The following is a 22,347-nucleotide window of genomic DNA, read 5'->3' on the forward strand; positions in this document are numbered from 1 at the left end:
GATTCGAACCCCCGACCCCCCGGGTATGAACCGAATGCTCTAGCCAACTGAGCTACACCGCCACGGTCGTTGCTGTTGTCATCTCGTTGCGTTATCCTGTACCGCTGACGACAGAACCTATAATATCATCCCCCTTGCACCTTTGCAAGTCTTTTTTCGAGAAAAAATGCACAAAAAAAGAACCAGAACGCAACGTTCTGGTTCTTGCTCTCGTTTCTTCACGAATTCGCGACAAGTCGTTTGTAGAGTTTCGCGTTCGTGCGTTGCTCCAAATCGTCGTTGAGCGAATCCAGACCTGCCGACAGATCGCGGCGGCGCAGCGCCAACTCGATCATATGATCGGCGAGCACAGGGTTTTTCGCCAACAGCGGGCCGTGCAGGTACGTGCCAAAGATATTGCCTTGGCGCACGCCTTCGAACTTGTCTTCCCCGCTGTTGCCGTAGCCCTTGAGCACACGCATCATCGGTTTGGCGTTCGGCCCGAGGATCGTCTTGCCGGAATGGTTCTCATAGCCGATGATGTTGTGCGCCACGCCGGCGATGTCCATCTCCGCCACGACGTTGCCGACCATGCGGGTTTTCGCGCCGATCGTATGAATGTCGAGGATGCCGAGGCCCGGAATGCGCTGGCCGGTCGATGTTTCAAAGTAATGGCCGAGCAGTTGGTAGCCGCCGCAAATTGCCACGATCACCGTTCCCGCGTCCACCGCCGATTGGATGTTCTCCCGGCGCTTTTGCAGGTCTGCTGCGACGATGCCTTGCTCGCGGTCCATCCCGCCGCCCATGACGAGGATGTCATAGTCGGCAAGCTTCGGTTCGTGGCCGACTGAAATCTGGTCGACGACGACGTCCATGCCGCGCCACTGGGCGCGTTTTTGCAAGATGATCACGTTGCCTCGGTCGCTGTACAGATCGAGGAGGTCAGGATACAGATGCCCGATTTTGAGCTGCAACTTCGCTTCCCCCTTGGTTCAAGAGATGATCGCGCACGGCGTACAGCGACGTGTACGTCGAGAGGATGTAGAGCATGTGTCCGGGCGGCAATTGATGCAGCGCCGTGTCGACGCAGGCGATGTCGCCTTCGACCACTTCCGTAATCTCGCCGAGATCGGCGTACTTCAAGCGAATGGCAAAGTCTTCCGCCCGCGTGCCCGCACAATAGATGCGGCGCAGATCGGCAAACTCTTGCAAGCGTTCGATGTTGGTGTCCCAAATCCACGACACGTCGGTGCCGTCCGCATAGCGGTCGTTCAAGATGATCACCAGTTCGACCGGACGCTTCTCGTGCTCCACGACTTTCAACACTTCGTTGAAGCCGGTCGGGTTCTTGACGAGGGTGAGCATCAATTCGCGGCCGTTGCCTGACATCAAGCGTTCCATGCGGCCGAGCTGGGTCTTCATATAGCTCATCTCGTTCACCAGCACTTTATCTTGCACCCCGAACACCGTCGAGGCCGTGATGGCGGCGAGCGCGTTGTAGACGTTGTAGACGGCCGGCGAGTTGATGAAACCGGTCACTTTGCCCACTTGAAACGCGATGCCCTCTTCATGCAGGCGCACGCGCTCGGCCGCGATCCCCGGCTCCGGGCGGGTGAAGTCGCAGGACGGACAGTTGTAGAACCCGAGTTGGCCGTAGTGGTAGAGCGAGTATTGCAAGTTGCCCCCGCACTTGCGGCAGAACTTGCCGTCGCGCACTTCCGAATGGTTCTGCGCGTCAAATTGGCTGGACTCGATGCCGAAATAGACGACGGTCTTGTCCTTCGGGGCGATCGACGTGACCAGCGGGTCGTCGGCGTTGAGAATGACGGTGGTGTTCTCCGGCGTTTTCTTCAGCGCGTTGCCGACCATCTCGACGACGGTGTCGAGTTCTCCGTAGCGGTCCATCTGGTCGCGGAAAAAGTTCGTGACGACGACCGCCTTGGGTCGCAGCGGCACGATGACGTTGCCGATGGTGGCTTCGTCCACTTCGAGCACGGCGGCTTGAGAGCGGGCGCGGTCGAACTCCACGCCCTCGATCAGCGTGGTCGCGATGCCTGCGATGAGGTTGGCCCCCAGCGAGTTCGAAATCACATCCCGCCCGTCTTGGCGCAGAAAATGCACGAGCAAGTTGCTCGTCGTCGTTTTGCCGTTGGTGCCCGTGACGAACACGATTCGCTCGCCGAGCAAGTCTCCATAGGATTGGAGCAGATCCGGGCAGATGTTGAGGGCGACCTTCCCTGGCAGGGTGGTGCCTTTGCGGCCGGTGAGTGTCAGTATGCGCTTGATCGTTCTCGCAGCCAAGACGGCTGCGCGAAACCGCCAACTAGACAAAAGCGATTCCTCCTAGCTGTCTTATCTTCTGAAACCTTTCCACCCATGATACACCTAGTCACCCGAAAATAAAAGAAGCGAGGGGACTAGGAAGTCGCCCCTCGCAAACTTTTTTTGTATTCACGCAAGATTCCCAAAACTTCATGAAACCACGGGCCGCCGTACGCCACCAGCACCCCGGCGACGCTGAAATCGATCAAGTTGGAAAGCCACGGCTGCAAATTCGTCCACAGCGGCTCCAACTTCAAAAAGGAAAGCGGATGTATATTGGCGCATGCGGCCAAGACCGCGCCGTTCACGCCGCAAAGCAGGTGGATGTTGCAGTGGAGTTTGCCGATCTTGTGCTTCTTAAGCTCTTCTTCCAACTCGTCGAACTCTTTGCTGTGTTCCAACCGGAAGACCTTGAAGCGGCGGCGCATCTGCTGCGTCATCGTCTGCGCCGATGCGGAGAGCGCAGACATCACGCCCAAGAACATGAGCAGATCATCCATCTTCCAATCCCCCCTTTTGACAAAGGGTTATGTCACTCCGCTTGCTCATATGCCGATTCCATGAGATTTCACGAGATTCCATGGATAAGAAAAAAGAGGAAGAGCGTCTGCCCTTCCTCTCTGAGTTTACGGCGTGCCGGTCGTCGGAGCCGGGGTTTCCCCCCCGCCGCCGGTTCCCGGTGTCGTTCCGCCGGTACCGCCGCCCGTTCCGGTGCCCGGCGTCGTGCCGCCCGTTCCCGGCGTCGTGCCGCCCGTTCCCGGCGTCTTGCCGCCCGTTCCCGTTCCCGGCGTCGTACCGCCCGTTCCCGTTCCCGGCGTCGTACCGCCCGTTCCCGTTCCCGGCGTCGTACCGCCTGTTCCCGTTCCCGTTCCCGGCGTCGAGCCGCCCGTTCCCGTTCCCGGCGTCGTGCCGCCCGTTCCGGTGCCCGGCGTCGTGCCGACCGTTCCGGTGCCCGGTGTCGTGCCGCCCGTTCCGGTGCCCGGCGTCTTGCCGCCCGTTCCCGTGCCCGTGCCCGTTTCCGGCGTTGTCGGACCGGTTTCCGGCTTCGTCGTTTCGGTCGGCGGAGGCGTCGGATCCGGCGTGTCCGGTTTGACATTCGGGTTGTTCGGGACGACCGGTGTCGGGTCGTAGTATTCCTTCGGTTGACTGGTTTCGTTCTTCTTCAACTTCGATTCGTCCAACCCGAGGAATTCAAATACTTTCTTCTGCGTTTCATACACATCCGGCAAGATGACCGCTTGTCCGCCTCCCGCCCAGCCGTCGCGGGACGTCTCGCGGGGCGGCACTTGCATCTGCTGAATGTCCGATTTGTCCACTTTGAGCATCAATTGGCCGAGCTTCAGCATGTCCGACGCGTCCATGTTCGTCTCGATGTACGGTTCCACCGCGGAGAGTACCGACGGGAGCTTGACGAGGCCGGAAGTCGAGATCATCTGGTCGGCGACCGCCTGCAGGAATTTGCGCTGACGCATCGTGCGGTTGTAGTCCCCGAGTTCGTCATAGCGGAAACGCACATATTGCAGAGCGTGGTTGCCGTCGAGATGCTGATAGCCCTTCTTAAGATGGATGTCGTAGATGCCGTCATCGGCGTAGTTCAAGTCTTTCTCGACGTCGATATCCACGCCGCCGAGGGCGTCGACGATCTTCATGAAGCCTTTGAAGTCGGTCTTCACGTAATAATGCAGAGGAATCTGCAAGAAATCGCGCAGCGTCTTCATCTGCAAATCCGGCCCGCCGATGGCGTTGGCCGCGTTGATTTTCTCAAAATCATGGCCGGGGATGTTGTACCACGTATCGCGCATGACCGACATGACTTTGGCTTTCTTGGTCTTCGGGTCCACGGAGATGACGAGGATGGAGTCCGCGCGCGGATTGGGGTCGTTGTTACGATTGTCCACGCCCATCAACACGATGTTCACCGGCTCGGTTCCCGTCCACTGTTCCGCTTGCACCGGAGTTTGGTGCGAGTCTTTCGGTTTCTGAATGCTGGTCATAAAATGCCCGATCGCATATGCGTAGATGCCGACGATGATCACAACAACCGCCAACAGGGAGATCATGATCCACTTGAATTTCTTGGTCTTCCAGAACCGCGGCTTTTGCCCTTTGGGTCCCTGGGCGGCCGCCGGCGGTTTTTTCACCCGGTTGTGCCGGTCCTTGCGACTTTCCATTCTATCAACTCTTTCTGCGTAGGCTGTTTCACGAGTGTCATAAGGTAAAACTGTTCCGATTATATCACAAATTCTCCACGGGACGTGTTACAAATCTGGAACAATATCCTTTAAAAAAAGTGCTCCGAAACCGCCGAAGCACTTACTCCACGATCTCCACCAAGGTGCCGACATGGACGTGTTCGTACAACCACGTCACCTCTTCGTTCTTCATCCGCACACAGCCGCTCGACGCATGTTTTCCGATCGAAGACGGGTCGTTCGTGCCGTGGATGCCGTAGATCGAGCCGTCCGTGCCCGGAACCTCCAACCCGATCCAGCGCACGCCGAGCGGATTCTCCGGGGCCCCGCCGGGGATGTTTTTTTTCAAGTACCAGGGGTTTTTCACGAGCATGACGACGGGAAATACGCCGTTCGGCGTATCTTGCACCGTCCGCCCGGTCGCCACGGAGAACGATTTGACTTTGACATTGTGTTGATAGTAGGTCAGGGAGTTTTCCGACTTGTCCACCACGATGTAACTGTCGCTCAGCGTCGGATAGGAGGAAAGAGTCGCCGTCAACGCGAACATGCCCGCCAAAAGTCCGCTTCGCACACGCATGAGTGAAATCACCTCTTGCGCAAAAGCGTTCCCGCCCCCGTCGCTGTTTATCCTGATTCTTCAATAGAAAAAGAGCTGCCTCCCCGATGGGGAAACAGCTCTCCTGTGTTCTCATATGGCGTGCCCTGAGAGATTCGAACTCCCGACCTTTTGATTCGTAGTCAAACGCTCTATCCGGCTGAGCTAAGGGCACAAGCAACGAGTAGTAGTATAACAAGCGGATAAGAAAAAAGCAAGCCCTCAAGTTGTTCAGGCTTGCTCCAGTTGCGCCACGCGGTGCAGCACGGTTTGTATCACGTCGCGCTCCCACAAGTGGCTGTTAAACGTATGATCGGCTCCTTCGATCGCGTGCAAGACGGCGCGCTCTCCGTAGCACAAGTCCCGGTAGCGCTCCGACACAACAAACGGGACGGTCTGATCTGCGGTGCCGTGCACCAGCAGCACGCCGCCGGTGTACGTTTTGGCGCGGTCATAGACGTTCAAACTGCGCACATCTTCGCCAAACGCACGTCCGATCAAGTTGCCTCCGTAGTCGATCACTTGCAGATTCGGATCGGACAGGTGCAGGTCGACCACCGGTTTGACGATGTCGTACATGTTGCCCGCCGGGCACAGCAAGATCAAATCGCGCACCTCTTGCGGACGGTCGCCCGCCACGACAGACGCGACCAACCCGCCCATGCTGATGCCCAGCAGCACGATGCGGTTCTCGTCGATGCGCGGGTCTTGGCGCACCGCATCCAAAATGGCATGCGCTTCGGCAATTTCGCCGGAGACGGTCATCTCTTCAAAGTGGCCGTCGCTCTCTCCGCTGCCGAGGAAATCGTAGCGAAACGCCGCCGCGCCGAGTTGCTCCAGCTCGCGGGATAATTTCCAAAACATGCGGTGGTTTTGCAGTTTGTTCGCGGTAAACCCGTGGTACAGAATCACGGCGGGCACACGACCGCCTGCCGCGTTCTCGGGAACATGCTCCATCCCGCGCAGAGTTTTGCCGTCGAAAGCCAATTCAATCGCTCGTTGCATCGTCGCTCTCCCCCACTCCACAATCATCCTCAATCGCCTCATTATACCATTCCCGTCGAAGGATTTCTGTCTTCTCTTGTCGAAGTGGGTCAAAAAGGAAATTGGAGGAATTGCAACCCAATGAACAGACCTACATTTCTCGCTTTGCTTACCGCATCGGTGTTGTTCGGAAGTACAGCTGTCCCGCTGGCTGTACCGGTTCCGGCTTATGCAGCCACCACTCTGACACCGCCGACCAATGTTCAATTGAACCCGGACGGCACCGTCCTGTGGATGCCTGTGCAAAACAACAGCGGCTATACGATCTATCTGTACGACGCATCCAACAACACGTTGCTCAAAACGCTTTTTGCGGGCACCAATTCGAATTCGTACTCGCTGACATCGCTTTTGTCGTTGCAAACGGCGTATTACGTCAAAGTCGTTACGCGGGGCAACGGTGCGTCCACGCTTGATTCTTCGCCTTCGAGCGCGTCCAACGTGTTGAGCATCTCGACCCAAGCCACACTCTCTCCGCCTAAAACTCCGCTTTTGTTCGAAAACGGCGTCACGCAATGGACCAACGTGCTCAACAACGGCTATCAGGTGAATCTCTACCATTCCCCGAGCAATACGCTCGTTGGGTCCCGAGTCTTGCCCAAAGACGTCACCTCGTTTGATGTCAGCGCACTGGTGCCGGGCACGGCGCAATATTATGTGAAAGTGATCGCGCTTGGAGACGGCAACCAGATGATCAACTCCGCAGAGTCCAGTTCTTCCGCTCCGATGACGCTCTCCACGGTGCAACTTTCCGCCCCGTCCAAGCCTTCGCTCTCCGAGGAACGTGTCGCGTCTTGGACGAATGTTCCGAACAACGTCGGGTACCGCATCACCGTCTACAACGCGGACAACGACCAGATCGTCGGTTTTGCTCTGGCGTCCAAAGACGCGCAATTTTACGACGTAAGCAAATTGATCACACAAGACGGGACGTATTACATCCGCGTATCGGCGCTTGGTGTCAGTTCCAACGCATCTCCGGATTCCCCGCCCTCGGCGAAACAAACGTATTATCTGGCGGACGACGTCTACTACGTCAAACCGGAGAAGCTGGTCACCACCAGCAATTCGACGCTCACCACGGTTGAACTCGACGTTCCCAACGTCATTTCCGACCTCAACAAAAAAACCACCGCCTACAACTTGCTGGTGAAGCTCGATACACCGAAGCAAGGGATGTTCCAATTGAATGTGCCGGGTATTGTGGTTGACAAAGTCGTGAACCGCCTCCCCGCTTCCTCAACGCTTCGCTTGCAAACCGGCGTCGGCAACGTCAACGTGCCGCTCAATGAACTCGTCAACCTCGCGAAGAAATCCAATCTGAGCTTGACGGACCTCACCGCACAAGTGGAGATCAGCCAGGGAAGCGCCCCATCCGCTCCGTTGAGCATGAACCCGGTCACTCTCAACGTGAAACTGTTGGACAAATCGAACAAGGAAGTTGCAAGACTGACCGATTCTTCCACCTACCTCTCGTTTGCCGTGCCGTTTACGTCCGACCCGTACGTCGACGTGCACATGTACGCCGGTGTGCGCGTGTCGGATGCCAATACCTATTCACCGATTCCGGCGACGTTCACGACCACCGCGGACAAACAGACGTCCGTCACCTTCCATTACCAAGGCACCGGGACGTTTGGCGTCATGAAAAAGGAACTGCACTTCCCGGATGTGCTGTCCACGCACTATGCGAAGAATTCGATTGAATCGCTGGCTTCCAAGATGGTGATCAGCGGGTTCGGAGACGGCACGTTCCGTCCAAACGACACCGTCACCCGCGCGCAGTTTGCCACGATGCTCGTCAAATCGCTCGGACTGCAAGACAAATCCAAACCGGCGGGGACGCAAACGTTCACCGACGTTCAACCCGACGCTTGGTACAACTCCTATGTCGAGACGGCGTTCTACACGAACTTGATCAGCGGTGTCGGCGACGGACGTTTTGCGCCGGACGACAAAATCACCGCTCAAGACATGGCCGTCATGGTCGCGCGCGCTCTCAAGTTCGCGGACCCGACCGTCCCGCAGCTGAGCGACGAGCAGCAAACCGCTTTGCTGGCCAAGATCGAACGCCGCTTTGAGATGGCTGCCTACGCATCTCCGGCTGTGGCGTTGTGCGTCTCCAAGAACATCCTCTCTCCCATGACGGTGAATTCCTTCTCGCCGACCGTTCCGGCCGACCGCGCAATGGCGGCGGACATGCTCTACCAACTCTTGAAGTCGCTGAACTTCACCAACTAATCTGGGAGCCGCAACGTGAGCAAAAACTTCCATTGTTGCGCGACGTGTCAACATTATCGGATTCTCAAAACCCCGTCCGGCACCGCCACCCGTTGCGACCGGCTCGGATACGAGACCAAACCCGCATACCAATTCAACTGCTGGAACCCGAAAGATCAGGTTCGCCAGTTGATCGACAAACGGGAGCAATCCTGAAGCGAAGCGAGGCCTTCCTATGGAGCAATCTCTGCAACCGCAACCCTCATCCCGCAAAAACCGAGCTTGGAGCCTCGCGGGGATCTTGCTCGCGGCGTTCGTCTTGATGCGCCTGCCGATCATCGGCACGTATCTGATGATCGTCGACACGATGATCCATGAGAGCGGGCATGCGCTGATGGCGCTGCTCACCAACGGCAAAGTCGTGTCGATGTCGCTGTTCATGAACACGGAGGGGCTGACGTGGATCGCCAGCGCCTCCCGGTTCGGGCAGATTCTCACGTCGCTTGCAGGCTATGTGTTCTCTTCTCTGGCTGCGTTTTTGTTTTTCTGGCTGTTAAAACAAGAACGCCACCATCTCATCTGCTGCATCTTGCTGGGATTTGTGGCGGCCGACTTGCTGCTTTGGGTGCGCAACCTCTACGGGATCATCTGGCTCGTGACGTTTGGAGCTCTGCTGATCGCCTTGTTGCGCGCCAAACGCGGCTGGTTTGTCCGCTACGGCATGCTGTTCATCTGCGGAATCGTGCTGGTCGATTCCGTGTACGCGGCGCTGCAAGTGCTGGAACTGTCGATGTTCTACCCCTATTCGGCCGGCGATGCCGCCAACCTCTCGCACTACGCCGTCCTCCCCGCGTTCGTCTGGGGCCTGCTGTTTTTCGCGCAATCGTTGTTCTTCGGCTGGCGGGCGGTTCGCTTGTGGCTGCGTTAACCCTCCCTACTCGGGAGGGTTTTTTGAATGGAGAAGCGAAATCTTCCGTAGTAGTCAGTCACGAACAACGCAAAGGGGGTGCATCCCGATACATGGTACGAGATTCCTCTATGGAAGCACTGAGTTTAACCACATCGCTCTCATCTAAAACACAACGCAAAGTCGCGTTGATCATCTCTTTGGCAAACTTGGCGGTCTTTGCGCTGTCCATACCGTTTGGCCGCACCGCCGGCCCCACCGTCGCGGCGTTTCTGCCCGCGTTTCTCACGGCCGTGTTTGTGTTCGATGTGCTCACCGCGTATCTGTTTTACAACCAGTACCGCATCAACCGCCGGGCCTCGCAACTGGCTTTGGCACTGACTTATTTGTACTCTGCTCTGATTGCCGTCCCGCATGCGCTCACGTTTCCCGGCGTTTTCTCTCCGACAGGGCTGTTGCACGCCGGATCGCAGACCGCCGTCTGGCTGTGGGTGTTCTGGCACGCCGGCTATCCGCTCGGCATCCTCGTCACCCTGTGGCTGGAACACCGACGCAACGATCCCTACACGGAGCAAGGAGCCAAACGCCGCGCCGCGCTCGGCGGCCCGGCCATCGTGCTCTTAGTCACGGGGATCAGCCTGTTGGCGATTTGCGGCCATGATCTCTTGCCCGTGATCATCAAAAAAGACAATTTCACCCTCTTGATCACATCCGGCGTCGGAGTCGTGGTGTGGGTGATCAACGCGGCGGCGTTTGCCTGCACGTTATTCTTCACACGCGGACGATCGGTCGCGCAACTGTGGCTGATCGTCGCCGTGTTCGCGATGTGGCTCGATGTGACGCTGACGTTGTTCTCCGGCAGCCGCTACAGCATCGGCTGGTATGTCGCACGGCTGAACACCCTGCTTTCCGCCAGTATCGTGCTCCTCGGGCTGATTCATGAAATCACCGCGCTCTACGTAAAAGTGGCGCGCCAAGACCAGCGTATCAAACACCAAGCGTACCATGACGCGCTGACGAATCTGCCCAACCGCACGCTGTTTTCCGAACGGCTGCAATCGTCCCTCCAACTGGCGGCGGAGCGGGACGAGAAAGTCGCGGTGCTGTTCATCGACCTCGACGGGTTTAAATTGATCAACGACACCTACGGGCACGACATGGGCGATCTGCTCTTGGTGGAAGTCGCGAAACGGCTGTCTTCCTGCGTGCGCGCCCACGACACGGTGGCGCGGATGGGCGGCGACGAGTTCACCGTAATCCTCCCGCACACCAAGCGGTTGGAAGATGCGGAGATGGTCTCGGAGCGCATCCTCAACCTGCTGCGGGAACCGATTCGACTGCAAGATCACCACTTGCACATCTCCTCGTCGATCGGGCTGTCGTTCTACCCGGACGACGGAACCGACACGCTGTCGTTGATGAAGAACGCCGATATCGCCATGTACAAAGCCAAGGAAAGCGGCAAAAACCAAAGCTTCCGCTTCCAAGGAGGCACCTCGAAATGATCGACACACACCGAAGCCCTGCTTTGGCTGAGCTCGCAACTGAACTCGCATCACTTGAGGGCAACCAACGCCGCACCCGCGTCGAGCAGTTCTGGCAAGAGATCGCCGCATGCGGCACGCCGCTTTGGGAGCGCGACGAGCAAGGTTTGCTCGTGACGTTTCTCTGGCGCTCTCTGCACGACGACCGCGTGGTCGTGCTCGGCGGGCCTGCCGGATTCGACGCGGCGCAAAACAAACTGGAGCGGCTCGAAGACACCGACATCTGGTTTAAAACCTGCCCCGCCGAAGAATGCCTCGCTTCCATGTACATGTTCGTCCCGCACCATGAAGAGGGCTGGGACTGGACGACGCGCCGCAACGCATGCGTCCGCGACCCGCTCAACCCGCATTCCTTTGAAGTTGCGCCTCATCAAGACCTGTTGCCGTTGACGGGCTACAGCGGCAGTGTACTGATGCCGCACGGAGCAAAGCGTTCTCCCGTTCTCACGCGGCAGACGAACACGCCGCAGGGAACGACGACAGAACACCGCTTTGCGAGCAAACGGCTCGGAAACGAGCGGAGCGTCTATGTGCATACCCCGCCCGGCTACACGGCGGACGGCGAGCCGTATCAACTGCTGCTGATGTTTGACGGGATCGCCTACGACACGTTGATCCCGTCTCCGGTGATTCTCGACAACTTGCTCCGGGAAGGAGCGATCTCTCCGACCGTCACCGTCTTGATCAACAACTTACACCTCACGCGAAACGAAGAACTGCGCTGCAACGACGAGTTTGTGCGTTTTGTCACCGAGGAAGTCCTGCCGTGGGTGCGGGGAAACTGGCACGTGACGGACGACCCCGCGCGAACGATCATCGGCGGAGCGAGCAACGGCGGGCTGTGCAGTCTGTACGCCGCGCTGAAGCACCCTGAACTGTTCGGAGGCGTGCTGGCCCAATCGGGCAACTTCGGCTGGAGCCCGGAAGGGTCCGCCCCCGCTCCCGTGCTTCAGGAAGTCCTGACGCGCACCGACCTCACGCTCCGTTGTTCGCTCGACGCCGGGACGCTGGAACCCGCCATCCTGGAGCCCAACCGTACCTTGGTGTCCCTGCTACGCGAACGCGGGGCGCAGGTGCTCTACCGCGAGTTTGTCGGCACGCACGACTTCCTCTGCTGGGCGGAGATGTTCGCCGGAGCCGCCAAAGCCCTTTTACGCTAAAAAACACCGTGCCCGCATCGATTGGATGGCGGGCACGGTGTTTTTTAGGAAGCGGAAAGTTTGAGAAACAGTTCGACGTCGCGCACAAGCAGGCTCATCGCGTCTTGCCAGAACGAGGGTGCGGTCAAGTCGACGCCGAGATGTGTGCGGGCGAGGTCTTCCACCGACATGCGGCCGGTGTCGCGCAACAGCGCGGCGTACTTGTCGGCGAAGCGTTCGCCCTCTGCGAGCGCACGGGCGTAGAGGCCTGTCGAAAACAAATAACCGAACGTGTATTGGAACGAGTAAAACGGAACTTCCGTCGCGTAGATCTGCCCTTGCGACGCCCATTGGTACGGATTGGTGCGGTCGAGAGCGCCCTGGAACGCTTCTTGCTGGCAGTCCGCCATCAGTTGGCAGAGCGCCGCGACGGAGAGCGGACCGTTTTGGCGCTGTTCATGGAAGCGCACTTCGAACAAAAACGCGCCGCGCACGCCGAGGATCAGCGGGATGATGCGCTGCATCTTGGCGCCGAGCAGTTTCAAGCGCTCTTCGTCGTTGAGGGCGTCGGCGATCGCCGCGTCCAACACGACCATTTCGCCGAACGTCGAAGCGGTTTCCGCCACGCTCATCGGATACTCCCGGGCGAGGTGCGGCAAGTCGTGCACGGCGGCGTTGTGATAGCCGTGCCCGAGTTCGTGCGCAAGGGTGAGCAGCGAGAGCGCGTTGTTTTGATAGCCCAGCGTGATGCGCGATTCGCCGCGCAGGTGAAACGGAATGCACACGCCGCCGCCCGATTTGCCGGGGCGTTCTTCCGCGTCGATCCAGCCCGCTTGGAAGGCGCGTGCCGCAAATTCTCCCATGTGTTTCGAGATGCGGCTGAACTGCGTCACGATGCGCTCCTGCGCTTCTTCATAAGGAACCGGAACGTTCAAGTCGCCGATCGGGGCGAAGATGTCGAAGTGGGAGACGACGCCGGTGCCGATCAGTTCGGCTTTGCGCTTCAAGAACGCCGTCAATCGGTTCGTGCTCTCGTCCACCGCGCTCCACATCGCCTCAAGCGTCGCTTCGCTCATCTGATTTTGCGCCATCGCTTCTTGCAAGACGCTCGTGTACCCGCGATGGCGGTAGACGTTCAAACGGAACCCGGCGAGGTGGTTGAGCGTCGACGCGATCAACTCCGCTTGCTGCTCCAACGCCGCTTCCATCGCGTCCGCCGCTTTGCTTCGCACGTCCGGATCGGGGCCGACCAAGAATCCCCACATCTGGCCGCGCGTATACGCTTTCACTTCTCCGTTCACGGAAAACGGGATGCGCATCGCGTTTAGCATTTGGAAGTACACCTCGCCCCACGCGTGGTAGCCGTCGGTGGCGAGGTCTTGGACGAGCAGTTCGCGGGCCGCGTCCATTTTTTGCTCCAGGCGGGCTTTGCGGTCGTTCAACAGATAGCGGATCGGGGCGACGGTCGGCGCTTCGAGCACCGCGTGCCACTCGGCTTCTGAAAGTTCCGTCATCCATTGCTCCAACTCGACCATCCGGGAGTTCCATTTCGCTTTCAGGCCGCCGATGCGCCCCTTCAGCTCTTTCACATCGGGATTCTCCGGTTGCTCGACGTTCAGGCAATAGCTGAACATCTCCGCATCGCTCAGTTGTGCGCCCGCGTGTTGCAGGTCGTCCAACGCCTGCACGAACACTTCCGCATTCACAGCTGGCGGCCGCACCTGTTGAAGACCCGCTTCCACCGCAGCCAACATCGAATCCAGCTCTTCGGAAGCCGCTCCGCCTGCGTACAACTCCTCAAGATTCCATCGCATGTATGCATACCCACTTTTTCTCAGAATTGATTGTTAATCCAGCTTACTACAACCATAATCTCCTGGGTGTGACAAAATTGGGAACAAAAAAACGCCCCGTGTCGAGGCGTTTTTGGCAGGTGCTTACGAAGCGGGTTGGCTTGCGCGCAAAACGCGGCGGAACTTGAGGAACGACGTGATCCGCCACAGCAAGACATACACGAGTGCCATCAGGTAAAACAGCCCGCCCAACGTCATCTGGTCAAGTCCGGTGATATACTCTTTTAACACCAGACGAATCACCACGACCCCGACGAGCGCGACGAGAAACATTTTGCTCTGCTTGGCGTAGATCAGACCGTCTTCGCGCACTTCGTACTGGGTCGTCCAGATCATCGGAATGGAGAGCAGCACACCGATGGCAATCGCCGCCAACACTTCCCAGACGTTGCCTTGAAACGACTGTTGCGGATTTAAGAACAACATAGGACCCGGCAACAGCAGGAAGATCAACGGCCAGATCATGTTGTAGCCCTTGCCCTTGATCGGACGGCGCATTGCAGACGTCCGCCGCCATACCATCAGCCCGAAAAACACGAGGAAAATAAAAATACCGATCATGCCGGAAGAAGAACTGTTCATCACTCACGACTCCCCTATTCTCATGTTGCTGTATCTGCTATACGAACGCCCTTCGCAAAAGTTTCACAAAAAAATGCAAAGGCTGGTTGTTTTGACGATCTCTACAAATCTCATTATACTTAGGATACAGAATCTGTTTACGACACGGGAGGTATTTTTGTTGAAACGTCTCGGTTTTTTCGTCCTTGCTGCCGCCCTGTTGCTCTCGTTGAGTCCTCTCGCCCCTCAAGCCGCGCACGCGGCGGACGACAACGCCGCTCCGGCGGTCTCGGTGACGGTGGACGACCACATGCAAATCTACGACCCGGCACCGGTGCTGCGAAACGGCCGCACGATGGTGCCGTTGCGATCGCTGTTTGAAACGCTGGGGGCCACGGTGTTGTGGGAAGACGCCACCCGGACGGTCACGGCGCTGAGTTACACCGCGAAGGGGCAGATCAAGTTGACGTTGCAAGTTGACAACCCGATCGCGTACCTCAACGGCAACCCGTTGGAGCTCGACCAACCTCCGACGGTGATCGACGATCACACGATGGTTCCGTTGCGCCTCGTCAGCGAATCGTTGCGCGCCGCCGTCGACTGGAAAGAAAACACGCAAACGGTGGAAATCTACTCGCTGAACTACCAGCTGTTTCTCTCGTCCCTTCGCGGCAACGTCGACCTCGTCACCAAAGAGCTCGATCTCGGCGCGAACCCGAACTACCGCAACCCCGACCGCGGCGACACGCCGCTGATCGCCTCCGTGGTGCTCAAGCGTCTCGATGTGGTGCAGTTGCTGCTCGACAACGGAGCGGACATCAACGCGCAGGCGTCCGACGGATACAGCGCGCTGCTCGCCGCCGTCAGCGGCCAAGATGTGGAGATGACGAAGCTCTTGTTGAAGCAGGGCGCCAACCCGAACTTGGCTTCTCCGAAAGGCACCGCCTTGCAGATGGCGCGCCAAACGCAAAACCAAGCAGAGATCAACCTGTTGCTGGCAGCCGGAGCGACCGAATAATCCCGCCCTGCCCGCGCACGAATAGGCACCAGACCCGCAACCGGGCCTGTGCCTTTTTTTTGCCAGATTTATTCTCAGTCCTTCACGGAGACGCCGGCCGTCATGCAGAAGCGCAACGCCGCTTCCACCGTCATGTCAACCGGCTCCAGCGATTCTTTGGGGAGCAAGAGCAAGTCGCCGCCCAATTGCGTGCCAAACGGAAGATAGACGGCGACGAGTTGCTTGGGCAGGTGCAATTCCTCCATCTGTTGCGCGGTGAGCAGACCGATGCGCTTGCCGCAGCCCGCCTCTTGGACGAGCACGACTTGCGTGAACGGGTCTTTTTTGCCGATGGCGGAGCGGGTGATTTCTTTGACGACCCGGTAGTACGACGAGACGGCGGGCACGCGGAGCATCTTGCGCTCGCAATACCCGACGCCGTGCCGAAACGGCGGCCAGCTCCAAAGCAATCCTGCCAGCACCACCAAGAGCAGCAAAACGAGAAGTCCTCCGCCCCGGAAGTGCGAGAAGCGGTCGGGGAGCATCATTTGTCCCACGAGGTTCCCCAGTTTTAGAAGGTAGATTCCGGTGTACACCGTCACGATCACCGGAAACGCCACCAGCATCCCGTCTTGCAAAAACCGCCACAACCGTCTCACGCGCGCTCCCCCGTTTCTTTTCCCGAAATAAGGCTCTGGTGCTAGGATGCACCGGAGTCTTTTTTCTTATTTTCACATGCCGCGTTCGGCGGCGGGTTTGGGGTTCTGGGCAGGAGTCTGGAATGGTGCTTGACCCGAGGGGGAATCGTACGAGTACAGGTCTTTTTTACTTTCATACTCTGGAGGACTCATCTATGAAAACTTGGTTTGGTTCTCGTTCGTTGCAAGGAGCTGCCGTCATCCTGCTGGCGTCCTCGGTCCTCGCGGGTTGCGGCAACCAAAGCGGTTCATCGGTGAACAACGCCGTGGACAATGCGCACACCAACACCGTGCCTCGCTTGTACACCGCGTCGAACCAACTGGGGTTGCCGGGGCTGACGCACGGCGCAAACTTGCGCAGCGACCGCAACATCGAAGCGCGCGTGAACGCGATTCCAGGCATCAGCACCACTTCCGTTCTGACGACGGGCAACACGGCGTACGTGTTGTTGGACGCCGGGTCGCGGACGGGCAAAGGCAGCACCGGAACCGGAACGACCGGCACGCGAAGCCTCGGCGGACACACAAGTACGATGAGAGGAACGTCATACAACCCGACACCGGGCACCGGCATGGCGTTTAACGGTCCGGCGAGAGCACGTTCCACGAATACGTACGGCGGCACGCGCGAGATCGGTGCAGGGCGGGGGGGCACGACCGGCGCCAGCGAGGGCACCGGAGTCCGTATCGACCCGCCCGGATTGGCCGGATCAAACGATCGCTCTTCCGAACTGACTCCCACCAACCCGATCACTCCGACGACTCCGAAGACCGGAAAGGTCGTAACCGGCAGAAGCGGGATGGGCACGTCCAGCGCAAACGCAAACACCAACGCCGGCAGCCGCAATCTGCCGCCCGTCGGCATCTCTTCGACGTCCAGCATCACGACCGATATGCAAACGCGGATCATCTCGACGATCCGCGCCGCCAACCCGGTGATTCAAAACATCTACTTCGTCACCAAAGTCCACTAAGAGTCCCGGTGCACGCCAAAAAGAGACCGCCCTGCCGCGGTCTCTTTTCTTCTTGCTTATTTCGATTGTTGCGCGCGATACGCGGTGAGCCACTCTGTCCCGAAGTCCACACACTTCACCAACGAGAACAGCCTCGCTTCTGCCGATCCCACGCGGCCGGTGCGGACAGGTTCGTTTTTTTCAAACGCGGTGCCGATTTCCGGGAACAGATCGGAGTCGCGGTGAATGTCGGTCATCGCCTTCCACACCCGCGCCCCGTCCTCCATCACCGGCGCGTACTGGGTCTGCAACTCCGCCCCCGGAGCCCGCAGCTCGGACAGGTGCAAGCAGGTGGCATTCCCGTAGCCGACGCCAAGCAGCAACACGTGCGCGTCAAGTTCGTACATCCGCGCCAACGGCGATTGTTCGCCGAACGCAAAATCGAGACTGTGCCCGGCGATGATCTGCTCCCGGTGTTTGCCCCAAGCGGCAAACGACACCTGCGGGTGCCGGCTTCGCAGGACGCCGGGAAACGTGCGGAACGCCTCGACGACGCGTCCCATTGAACGAGTCGGCGTGACGACAGGATCATAGGCGGGCATCGCGGCGCGAATCGTCTCCCACCAGCTCTCCGGCACGGGCGGGTTGCCCCACAGCGACGGATCGGACAAATCGGCCGATTGCGTCGGCATCACCAGCGTCCCTTCCTCCGTCAACACATCCATCAACGCTTGCACGACCGCGACAGGCCCGCCGCACACCCAGCCGAATTGGCTCATCGACGTGTGCGTGATCACCGTCATCCCCGCCCGCAACCCCAGTTTGCGCAGGTCGTCCGCCAAACTTTCGCGCGTGCGGGGCGATTCAATCGATTCTACCGCTTTCAGTTCACTCATCTTGCAACCCTCGATTTCTGCGGGTTAGATCCATTTTTCCAATTCCAGTTCGTCGCGGATCGGGAGGCCGTTGTCGGCGATCAGCGGAATTTGCGGCTTCACGCGGCGTGCCGCTTCGACGGCGCGGGGGTAGAGGCGGACGAGTTCATAGCCGCGCTTTTGGTAAAACGCCAGCGCGTTCAAATTGTCGTTGGTGGTGATCAGCCGGATGCGGGCGAGGCCCTGTTCGCTCGCCCATTGCTCAACGGCTTGCATCAACGCCGAACCGATGCCGCGTCCCTCCCGCAACGAGTCGAGGGACACTACTTCGCAGGCATCCTCTTGTGCGCTCAGCGTGGCCACGCCGACCACTTCTCCTTCGACAAACGCCGCGAAGCCCGGCAGTTGATCGCATTCATGAACACCCTTGCTGTATACCATCTGCGGACTTCCCCAGTGCTCGATCAAAAACGCCCGGAGCCATGCCCGATCGTCGGCGACCAACTCGCGAATTTCCACCTTCATCTGCTCTGCCCAACTCCCTTGCGGTTTCGTTGCTCTCTCTATTCGCAAAAAAAGAACGCTTCCCTTCCGGGCGCGTCCATTTTTTACAGATTCGTTTATTTTCCGTCGCGTTTTCGGTGGATTTCTATCGCCGCCGACGCTAACTCGCCCGGAATCGGGGCGCTCGGTTTGGTGATCTTGACCTGCACCCCGTGAATCAGCGGGAAGTGGGCGAAAATCGCCGACGCGATGCGCTCGGCGAGCGTCTCGATCAACTGCACCGGCTCCCCCGTCATGATCCGGTCGATGTGCTCGTAGACGGTGCCGTAGTTGGTCGTTAAGCGCAAATCGTCCGCCCGCCCCGCCGCTTCGAGGTCCGCTTCCATCACGACGTCTGCGTAAAAGCGTTGGCCGAGCTTCTTCTCTTCCGGGTAGACCCCGTGGTAGCCGTAGAAGACCATGCCGTTCAGAAAAATTTTATCCATGCCTGCACCCCCGTCCAGATTTCGGTTCGTGGACTAGGGTTGCCAAAACCGGCGGGCACTATTTTTCGCGGGCGAGCTTCAAGATGTCGCGGTACACTTCGTCGGTCGACATCTCGTCTCCCATGTTGTAGACTTTGCGAATTTGGTTGTCGGCGTCAACCAAGTACAGCGAGCGGGTGGAATGCACCCACGACCCGTCCGCTTGCTTTTCCAGATACACGCCGTACGCGTCCGCCACTTGCGACGTTTGCGCTTCCGTCCCGCGCAGGACCTTCCACCCGGAGCGGTCCATGCGCATGCGGTCGGCGTACTCGCGCAATACTTGGTCGGTGTCGCGCTCAGGGTCAAACGAGATCGAGAGGAACTCGACTTGCTTGCCGAACAGATCCTTTTGCTTCAATTGGTCTTGCACGTTCGCCATGTTCGACGTGGTCAGCGGGCAGATGTCCGGGCAGTTCGCGAAGAAAAACTCCACCAACCGCACTTTGCCGCGCTCTCCGTACAGGCTGGTCTGACCGCCGTCGATGTTTTGCAGGGTAAAATCAGGCGCGGGCATCACCGTCGGAAGTTTTTGCTGCTCGGAATGCCAATACCACCACGAACCTCCCGCCAATGCGAGAAGCACGAGGATCAGCGTACTGAACACGCCGACTCGCCGCTTTCTTGCCGGGTCCATTCTCCAGTTCCTCCTCTAAATTCCGCGCTCGTTTGTTCAGGGCGCGACTTGAAACTCCACCGTCGGCATCGTGTGCACGTCACGGGTGGTCGTGTGGATCGTGACGTGGTAGATGTCCGCTTTGGCGAATGTTTTTTTGATGGAATAATGTCCGTTGTCATCGCTTGCGGCGGGGAGTTTTTCATGGTTCGCCGCGTCGCTGTCTCCCCAGATTTCAAATTCCACGGTCGCTTGTTTGACCGGGTCTGTGTTGACGGTCACCGTTGCGGTCAGACTCCCTTCTTGGTTTACGTGCAGCGGAGTCGGATTTGTCGCAAACACAATCGTCGGCACAGCCGGTTTGGCGGGCAAGGGTTCCGTCTTCTGGCTGCCGCACCCGGTCAAGGCGAGCGCCGCCAACGCCGGAATCAGCCACAGCATGCGTTTCATAATCGAACCAGTCCTTCCAAAGTATCTCTCTCCCATCATACTCTGTCTTCTGTCCGCCTCCTATACCTTGCAAGCGTCTTCACCAATTTGTCATCTCCTCAATTCCATCTACCAGTTCATATGATAGAATAAGTCCAGAACCAGAAATTGAGGAGTGCAATTCATGGCCAAAGAAAAACCGACTTTCTCCACCCGTTCCGCCGAAGAGCTCTATTGGGCGGTTCGTCAATTTTTTAAACTGCTTGCCATCGTCATCGCCTGCGGGATCACGCTGTTTATCGCGCAGTTTTTCTCGAACGTGTTGTTTTTGCTGATCGCCGTGATCGGGTTTTTGCTGTCGCTGGCGACGGTGGTGTATATGTTCGGGCATTTTATCCGGTTTTTTGTGTTTAAGTCAAGGGGTGAATGATTACTTTTCAAATGAGCATCGCTCCTTTATACTCCTTACTTGTAGGGAAAATGAAGAAAGGTCGTGACCTCATTTGAAAACGCTCGTGCTTCTCGCTCACCCGAACCTCGAGGAATCCCGCATCAACCAACGCTTTGCCAAGGAACTGGAGACGCTGCCGAACGTGACGCTCCATGCGCTCTACGACGTCTATCCGGATGAAAAAATCGACGTGGCCCGCGAGCAACAGCTGCTGCTCGACCATGACCGCATCGTGTTGCAATTCCCGTTGTACTGGTACAGCTCGCCGTCGCTGTTGAAAAAGTGGCAAGACGAAGTGCTCACCTACGGATTTGCGTACGGCTCCACCGGAGACAAGCTGCACGGCAAGGAACTGCTCGTCGCCATCTCGACCGGCGGTCCGGCCGAAGCGTACCAAGCGGGCGGCTACAACAACTACACGCTCTCCGAACTGCTGCGCCCGTTCCAGCAGACCGCCAACTTGATCGGCGCGCGCTACCTGCCGATCTTCTCCGTTTCTTCGACGTTCCAGATGTCGGACGAACAACTTGACGCAAACGCCAAAGCTCTCGCGGAGCATATCACCCGCGAGTGGTAATGATCTGGACCAGCGCACTCGCACGAACGGTCGGTGGAACACAGGCTCCACCGCGCTTTTTCACGGGGCGTCCCTTGCAAAAAACACTCAATGTTGTCGCAAAAAACCACCTCGACCTTCGCGGCCGGGTGGTTTTTTCGTTCACTGTTCTTTGTCGTGCCCGTGCACGCGGGAGTAGGCGGTCTCATGGCGCGGGCCCTTCGTCTGGACGTGTCGGTCTTTCAAAGCTTTGCCAAGGCCAAAGTGCGGCATGTTGCCGTAGAGGGTTTCAAACTTGCCCGGTTCGATCAGGTACGTCTCGTGCCAAATCCCCACCACGTCGCTGTTCAGCCCGACTTTGCGGTGGAAATCCTGCCACGCCTTCAAATGTTTCTCCATGTGCGCGTACCGCTCCAGAAGTTCAAACGACCGCCAATACTGCACCACGCCGATGCCCCGCCAATAGAGGATCACCTCGCTGTCGAGAAACCCTAATTCTTCGTTCGTATACAACTCCGTCATCATCGGGAACATCGCCCGCGCCACCGGCAGCCACTTGTGCACCGCCCACAGTTTGTTCACGCGCAACCCGATCAAAAACAACACAAACGGCTCGTCCGATTGAACCGTATATCGACCTTTAAATATCTCTTTCACCAGCGGCACACCCTTTTTATTTTCCATTATATAAGAAATGCGCCGCCGGGTCTTACGAATTTTGCGAAGTGTTCAACCTCTCCCAATCTTCGTCGAGAATCGCCCAATGTTCGAGATCGACCCACACTTCTTGCACCAGCAAACTCTTGCGGTGAATCCCTTCAAATTGATACCCCGCCTTCGCCACCAAGCGCTTCGACCCGGTGTTGATCGGCATGATGCCCGCTTCCATCCGATGCAAGCCCAACTGCTCAAAGCCAAATCCCGTGCACAGGCGCACCGCTTCCGACCCCAAGCCTTTGCCGTTTTGCGCTTGGTCGATCGAGTACCCGATCATGCCGCTTTGCTGCGGCCCGCGTCTCACGAAGTTGATCCCGATGCGGCCGACCAACTCGTCGGCTTCCTGCGAAAATACGCCAAACAAATACGCTTCGTCCCGGTCCCACGCCTGCGCCGCGCGCTCGATTTGCTGCACGACCGCTTCCCCGCTGTACGAATGTCCCGGACGAGTCGGTTCAAATTGAACAAAAAATTCCTGATTGCGCTCATGGTATCGCACCAAACTAGCAACGTCCTCCTGCGTCAACGGACGCAGATACACTCTGTTCCCCGTAAGTTTCATGTTGGCAATCCCCTTTCTTGCATTCCCGCCGTCCCCTCGATGACTGACAGGAATTCCCTCTCACTATTGTAACACGAAGTCTCGTCTTGTACCTCCCGAGTCTGCC

At 58.2% G+C, this 22,347-nt stretch carries 25 protein-coding genes and 1 tRNA gene; 9 read left to right on the plus strand and 17 right to left on the minus strand.

All coding sequences use genetic code 11. From position 1 onward, the window contains the following. Positions 1–218: 218 nt before the first annotated feature. The 7 genes from EL26_RS15130 to EL26_RS15160 all read right to left on the minus strand — a co-directional run bounded on the left by EL26_RS15130 (position 219) and on the right by EL26_RS15160 (position 6,096). Positions 219–953 carry a type 1 glutamine amidotransferase gene (locus EL26_RS15130; RefSeq protein ID WP_038090682.1) on the minus strand — a complete coding sequence of 245 codons (735 nt, stop codon included), beginning with the start codon at positions 951–953 and terminating at the stop codon, positions 219–221. Then, positions 922–2,310, minus strand: a complete 1,389-nt coding sequence (locus EL26_RS15135; RefSeq protein WP_038090684.1) for a MurT ligase domain-containing protein — start codon at positions 2,308–2,310, stop codon at positions 922–924. Before EL26_RS15135 ends, EL26_RS15130 begins: the two co-directional genes overlap by 32 nt. Before the next feature lie 86 nt (positions 2,311–2,396). Then, positions 2,397–2,801, minus strand: coding sequence for a hypothetical protein (locus EL26_RS15140; protein WP_038090685.1), 405 nt, complete (start codon positions 2,799–2,801; stop codon positions 2,397–2,399). Between the two features lie 126 nt (positions 2,802–2,927). Further along, a complete protein-coding gene (locus tag EL26_RS23910; RefSeq protein WP_052036440.1) occupies positions 2,928–4,472 on the minus strand; it encodes an LCP family protein in 1,545 nt (514 codons plus the stop codon). Positions 4,473–4,614: 142 nt separating this feature from the next. Continuing rightward, positions 4,615–5,073 carry a L,D-transpeptidase gene (locus EL26_RS15150; protein ID WP_052036441.1) on the minus strand — a complete coding sequence of 153 codons (459 nt, stop codon included), beginning with the start codon at positions 5,071–5,073 and terminating at the stop codon, positions 4,615–4,617. Positions 5,074–5,189: 116 nt separating this feature from the next. Next, positions 5,190–5,266, minus strand: a tRNA-Arg gene (locus EL26_RS15155). A 56-nt stretch (positions 5,267–5,322) separates the two neighbouring features. Then, positions 5,323–6,096: an alpha/beta hydrolase gene (locus tag EL26_RS15160; RefSeq protein WP_038090797.1), complete on the minus strand. Its 774-nt coding sequence runs from the start codon at positions 6,094–6,096 to the stop codon at positions 5,323–5,325. Positions 6,097–6,216: 120 nt separating this feature from the next. On the opposite strand from EL26_RS15160, the gene EL26_RS15165 reads away from it, so the two are divergent. From EL26_RS15165 to EL26_RS15185, 5 genes are all read left to right on the plus strand, one after another. Continuing rightward, positions 6,217–8,376, plus strand: coding sequence for an S-layer homology domain-containing protein (locus EL26_RS15165; RefSeq protein WP_038090686.1), 2,160 nt, complete (start codon positions 6,217–6,219; stop codon positions 8,374–8,376). 15 nt (positions 8,377–8,391) lie between these two features. Continuing rightward, positions 8,392–8,571: a hypothetical protein gene (locus EL26_RS15170; RefSeq protein WP_038090687.1), complete on the plus strand. Its 180-nt coding sequence runs from the start codon at positions 8,392–8,394 to the stop codon at positions 8,569–8,571. A 19-nt stretch (positions 8,572–8,590) separates the two neighbouring features. Then, a complete protein-coding gene (locus tag EL26_RS15175; RefSeq protein WP_052036442.1) occupies positions 8,591–9,283 on the plus strand; it encodes a M50 family metallopeptidase in 693 nt (230 codons plus the stop codon). A 110-nt stretch (positions 9,284–9,393) separates the two neighbouring features. Further along, positions 9,394–10,767, plus strand: coding sequence for a sensor domain-containing diguanylate cyclase (locus tag EL26_RS15180; RefSeq protein ID WP_038090688.1), 1,374 nt, complete (start codon positions 9,394–9,396; stop codon positions 10,765–10,767). Continuing rightward, positions 10,764–11,966, plus strand: coding sequence for an alpha/beta hydrolase-fold protein (locus tag EL26_RS15185; protein WP_038090689.1), 1,203 nt, complete (start codon positions 10,764–10,766; stop codon positions 11,964–11,966). The genes EL26_RS15180 and EL26_RS15185 overlap by 4 nt, the downstream gene beginning before the upstream one ends. Before the next feature lie 44 nt (positions 11,967–12,010). On the opposite strand, the gene EL26_RS15190 is transcribed toward EL26_RS15185, so the two are convergent. Beyond that, on the minus strand, positions 12,011–13,759 hold the full coding sequence (locus tag EL26_RS15190) for a M3 family oligoendopeptidase (RefSeq protein WP_038090692.1): 1,749 nt from the start codon (positions 13,757–13,759) through the stop codon (positions 12,011–12,013). A gap of 123 nt (positions 13,760–13,882) precedes the next feature. Continuing rightward, complete coding sequence (locus EL26_RS15195; RefSeq protein WP_038090694.1) at positions 13,883–14,380, minus strand: cytochrome c biogenesis protein CcdC; 498 nt, start codon at positions 14,378–14,380, stop codon at positions 13,883–13,885. A gap of 160 nt (positions 14,381–14,540) precedes the next feature. On the opposite strand from EL26_RS15195, the gene EL26_RS23915 reads away from it, so the two are divergent. After that, positions 14,541–15,377 (plus strand): stalk domain-containing protein, encoded by an 837-nt coding sequence (locus EL26_RS23915; RefSeq protein ID WP_052036443.1) that lies wholly within the window; start codon positions 14,541–14,543, stop codon positions 15,375–15,377. A gap of 74 nt (positions 15,378–15,451) precedes the next feature. On the opposite strand, the gene EL26_RS15205 is transcribed toward EL26_RS23915, so the two are convergent. After that, on the minus strand, positions 15,452–16,015 hold the full coding sequence (locus EL26_RS15205; protein ID WP_038090696.1) for a DUF502 domain-containing protein: 564 nt from the start codon (positions 16,013–16,015) through the stop codon (positions 15,452–15,454). Positions 16,016–16,209: 194 nt separating this feature from the next. Between EL26_RS15205 and EL26_RS15210 the strand changes: the two genes are divergently transcribed. After that, the gene (locus tag EL26_RS15210; RefSeq protein ID WP_038090698.1) at positions 16,210–17,028 is read left to right on the plus strand and encodes a hypothetical protein; all 819 of its coding nucleotides are present in this window, start codon (positions 16,210–16,212) and stop codon (positions 17,026–17,028) included. Between the two features lie 56 nt (positions 17,029–17,084). On the opposite strand, the gene EL26_RS15215 is transcribed toward EL26_RS15210, so the two are convergent. The 5 genes from EL26_RS15215 to EL26_RS15235 form a co-directional block, all read right to left on the minus strand. Then, complete coding sequence (locus EL26_RS15215) at positions 17,085–17,903, minus strand: AAC(3) family N-acetyltransferase (RefSeq protein WP_038090701.1); 819 nt, start codon at positions 17,901–17,903, stop codon at positions 17,085–17,087. Between the two features lie 24 nt (positions 17,904–17,927). Continuing rightward, complete coding sequence (locus EL26_RS15220) at positions 17,928–18,407, minus strand: GNAT family N-acetyltransferase (RefSeq protein ID WP_038090706.1); 480 nt, start codon at positions 18,405–18,407, stop codon at positions 17,928–17,930. A gap of 95 nt (positions 18,408–18,502) precedes the next feature. Continuing rightward, positions 18,503–18,871 carry a dihydroneopterin aldolase gene (gene folB / locus EL26_RS15225; protein ID WP_038090709.1) on the minus strand — a complete coding sequence of 123 codons (369 nt, stop codon included), beginning with the start codon at positions 18,869–18,871 and terminating at the stop codon, positions 18,503–18,505. Between the two features lie 58 nt (positions 18,872–18,929). Next, positions 18,930–19,547 carry an SCO family protein gene (locus EL26_RS15230; protein WP_038090712.1) on the minus strand — a complete coding sequence of 206 codons (618 nt, stop codon included), beginning with the start codon at positions 19,545–19,547 and terminating at the stop codon, positions 18,930–18,932. 36 nt (positions 19,548–19,583) lie between these two features. Next, positions 19,584–19,976, minus strand: a complete 393-nt coding sequence (locus EL26_RS15235) for a FixH family protein (protein ID WP_038090713.1) — start codon at positions 19,974–19,976, stop codon at positions 19,584–19,586. Positions 19,977–20,139: 163 nt separating this feature from the next. On the opposite strand from EL26_RS15235, the gene EL26_RS15240 reads away from it, so the two are divergent. Together EL26_RS15240 and EL26_RS15245 are read left to right on the plus strand one after the other, a co-directional pair. Continuing rightward, a complete protein-coding gene (locus tag EL26_RS15240; protein WP_038090714.1) occupies positions 20,140–20,385 on the plus strand; it encodes a hypothetical protein in 246 nt (81 codons plus the stop codon). Between the two features lie 73 nt (positions 20,386–20,458). Beyond that, on the plus strand, positions 20,459–20,983 hold the full coding sequence (locus EL26_RS15245) for an NAD(P)H-dependent oxidoreductase (RefSeq protein ID WP_038090715.1): 525 nt from the start codon (positions 20,459–20,461) through the stop codon (positions 20,981–20,983). A gap of 141 nt (positions 20,984–21,124) precedes the next feature. On the opposite strand, the gene EL26_RS15250 is transcribed toward EL26_RS15245, so the two are convergent. Together EL26_RS15250 and EL26_RS15255 are read right to left on the minus strand one after the other, a co-directional pair. Beyond that, positions 21,125–21,619, minus strand: coding sequence for a DUF4188 domain-containing protein (locus EL26_RS15250; protein WP_038090804.1), 495 nt, complete (start codon positions 21,617–21,619; stop codon positions 21,125–21,127). A gap of 52 nt (positions 21,620–21,671) precedes the next feature. Beyond that, on the minus strand, positions 21,672–22,241 hold the full coding sequence (locus EL26_RS15255) for a GNAT family N-acetyltransferase (protein ID WP_038090717.1): 570 nt from the start codon (positions 22,239–22,241) through the stop codon (positions 21,672–21,674). Positions 22,242–22,347: the final 106 nt, after the last annotated feature.

It is taken from the genome of Tumebacillus flagellatus (assembly GCF_000714935.1).
Lineage (GTDB): Bacteria > Bacillota > Bacilli > Tumebacillales > Tumebacillaceae > Tumebacillus > Tumebacillus flagellatus.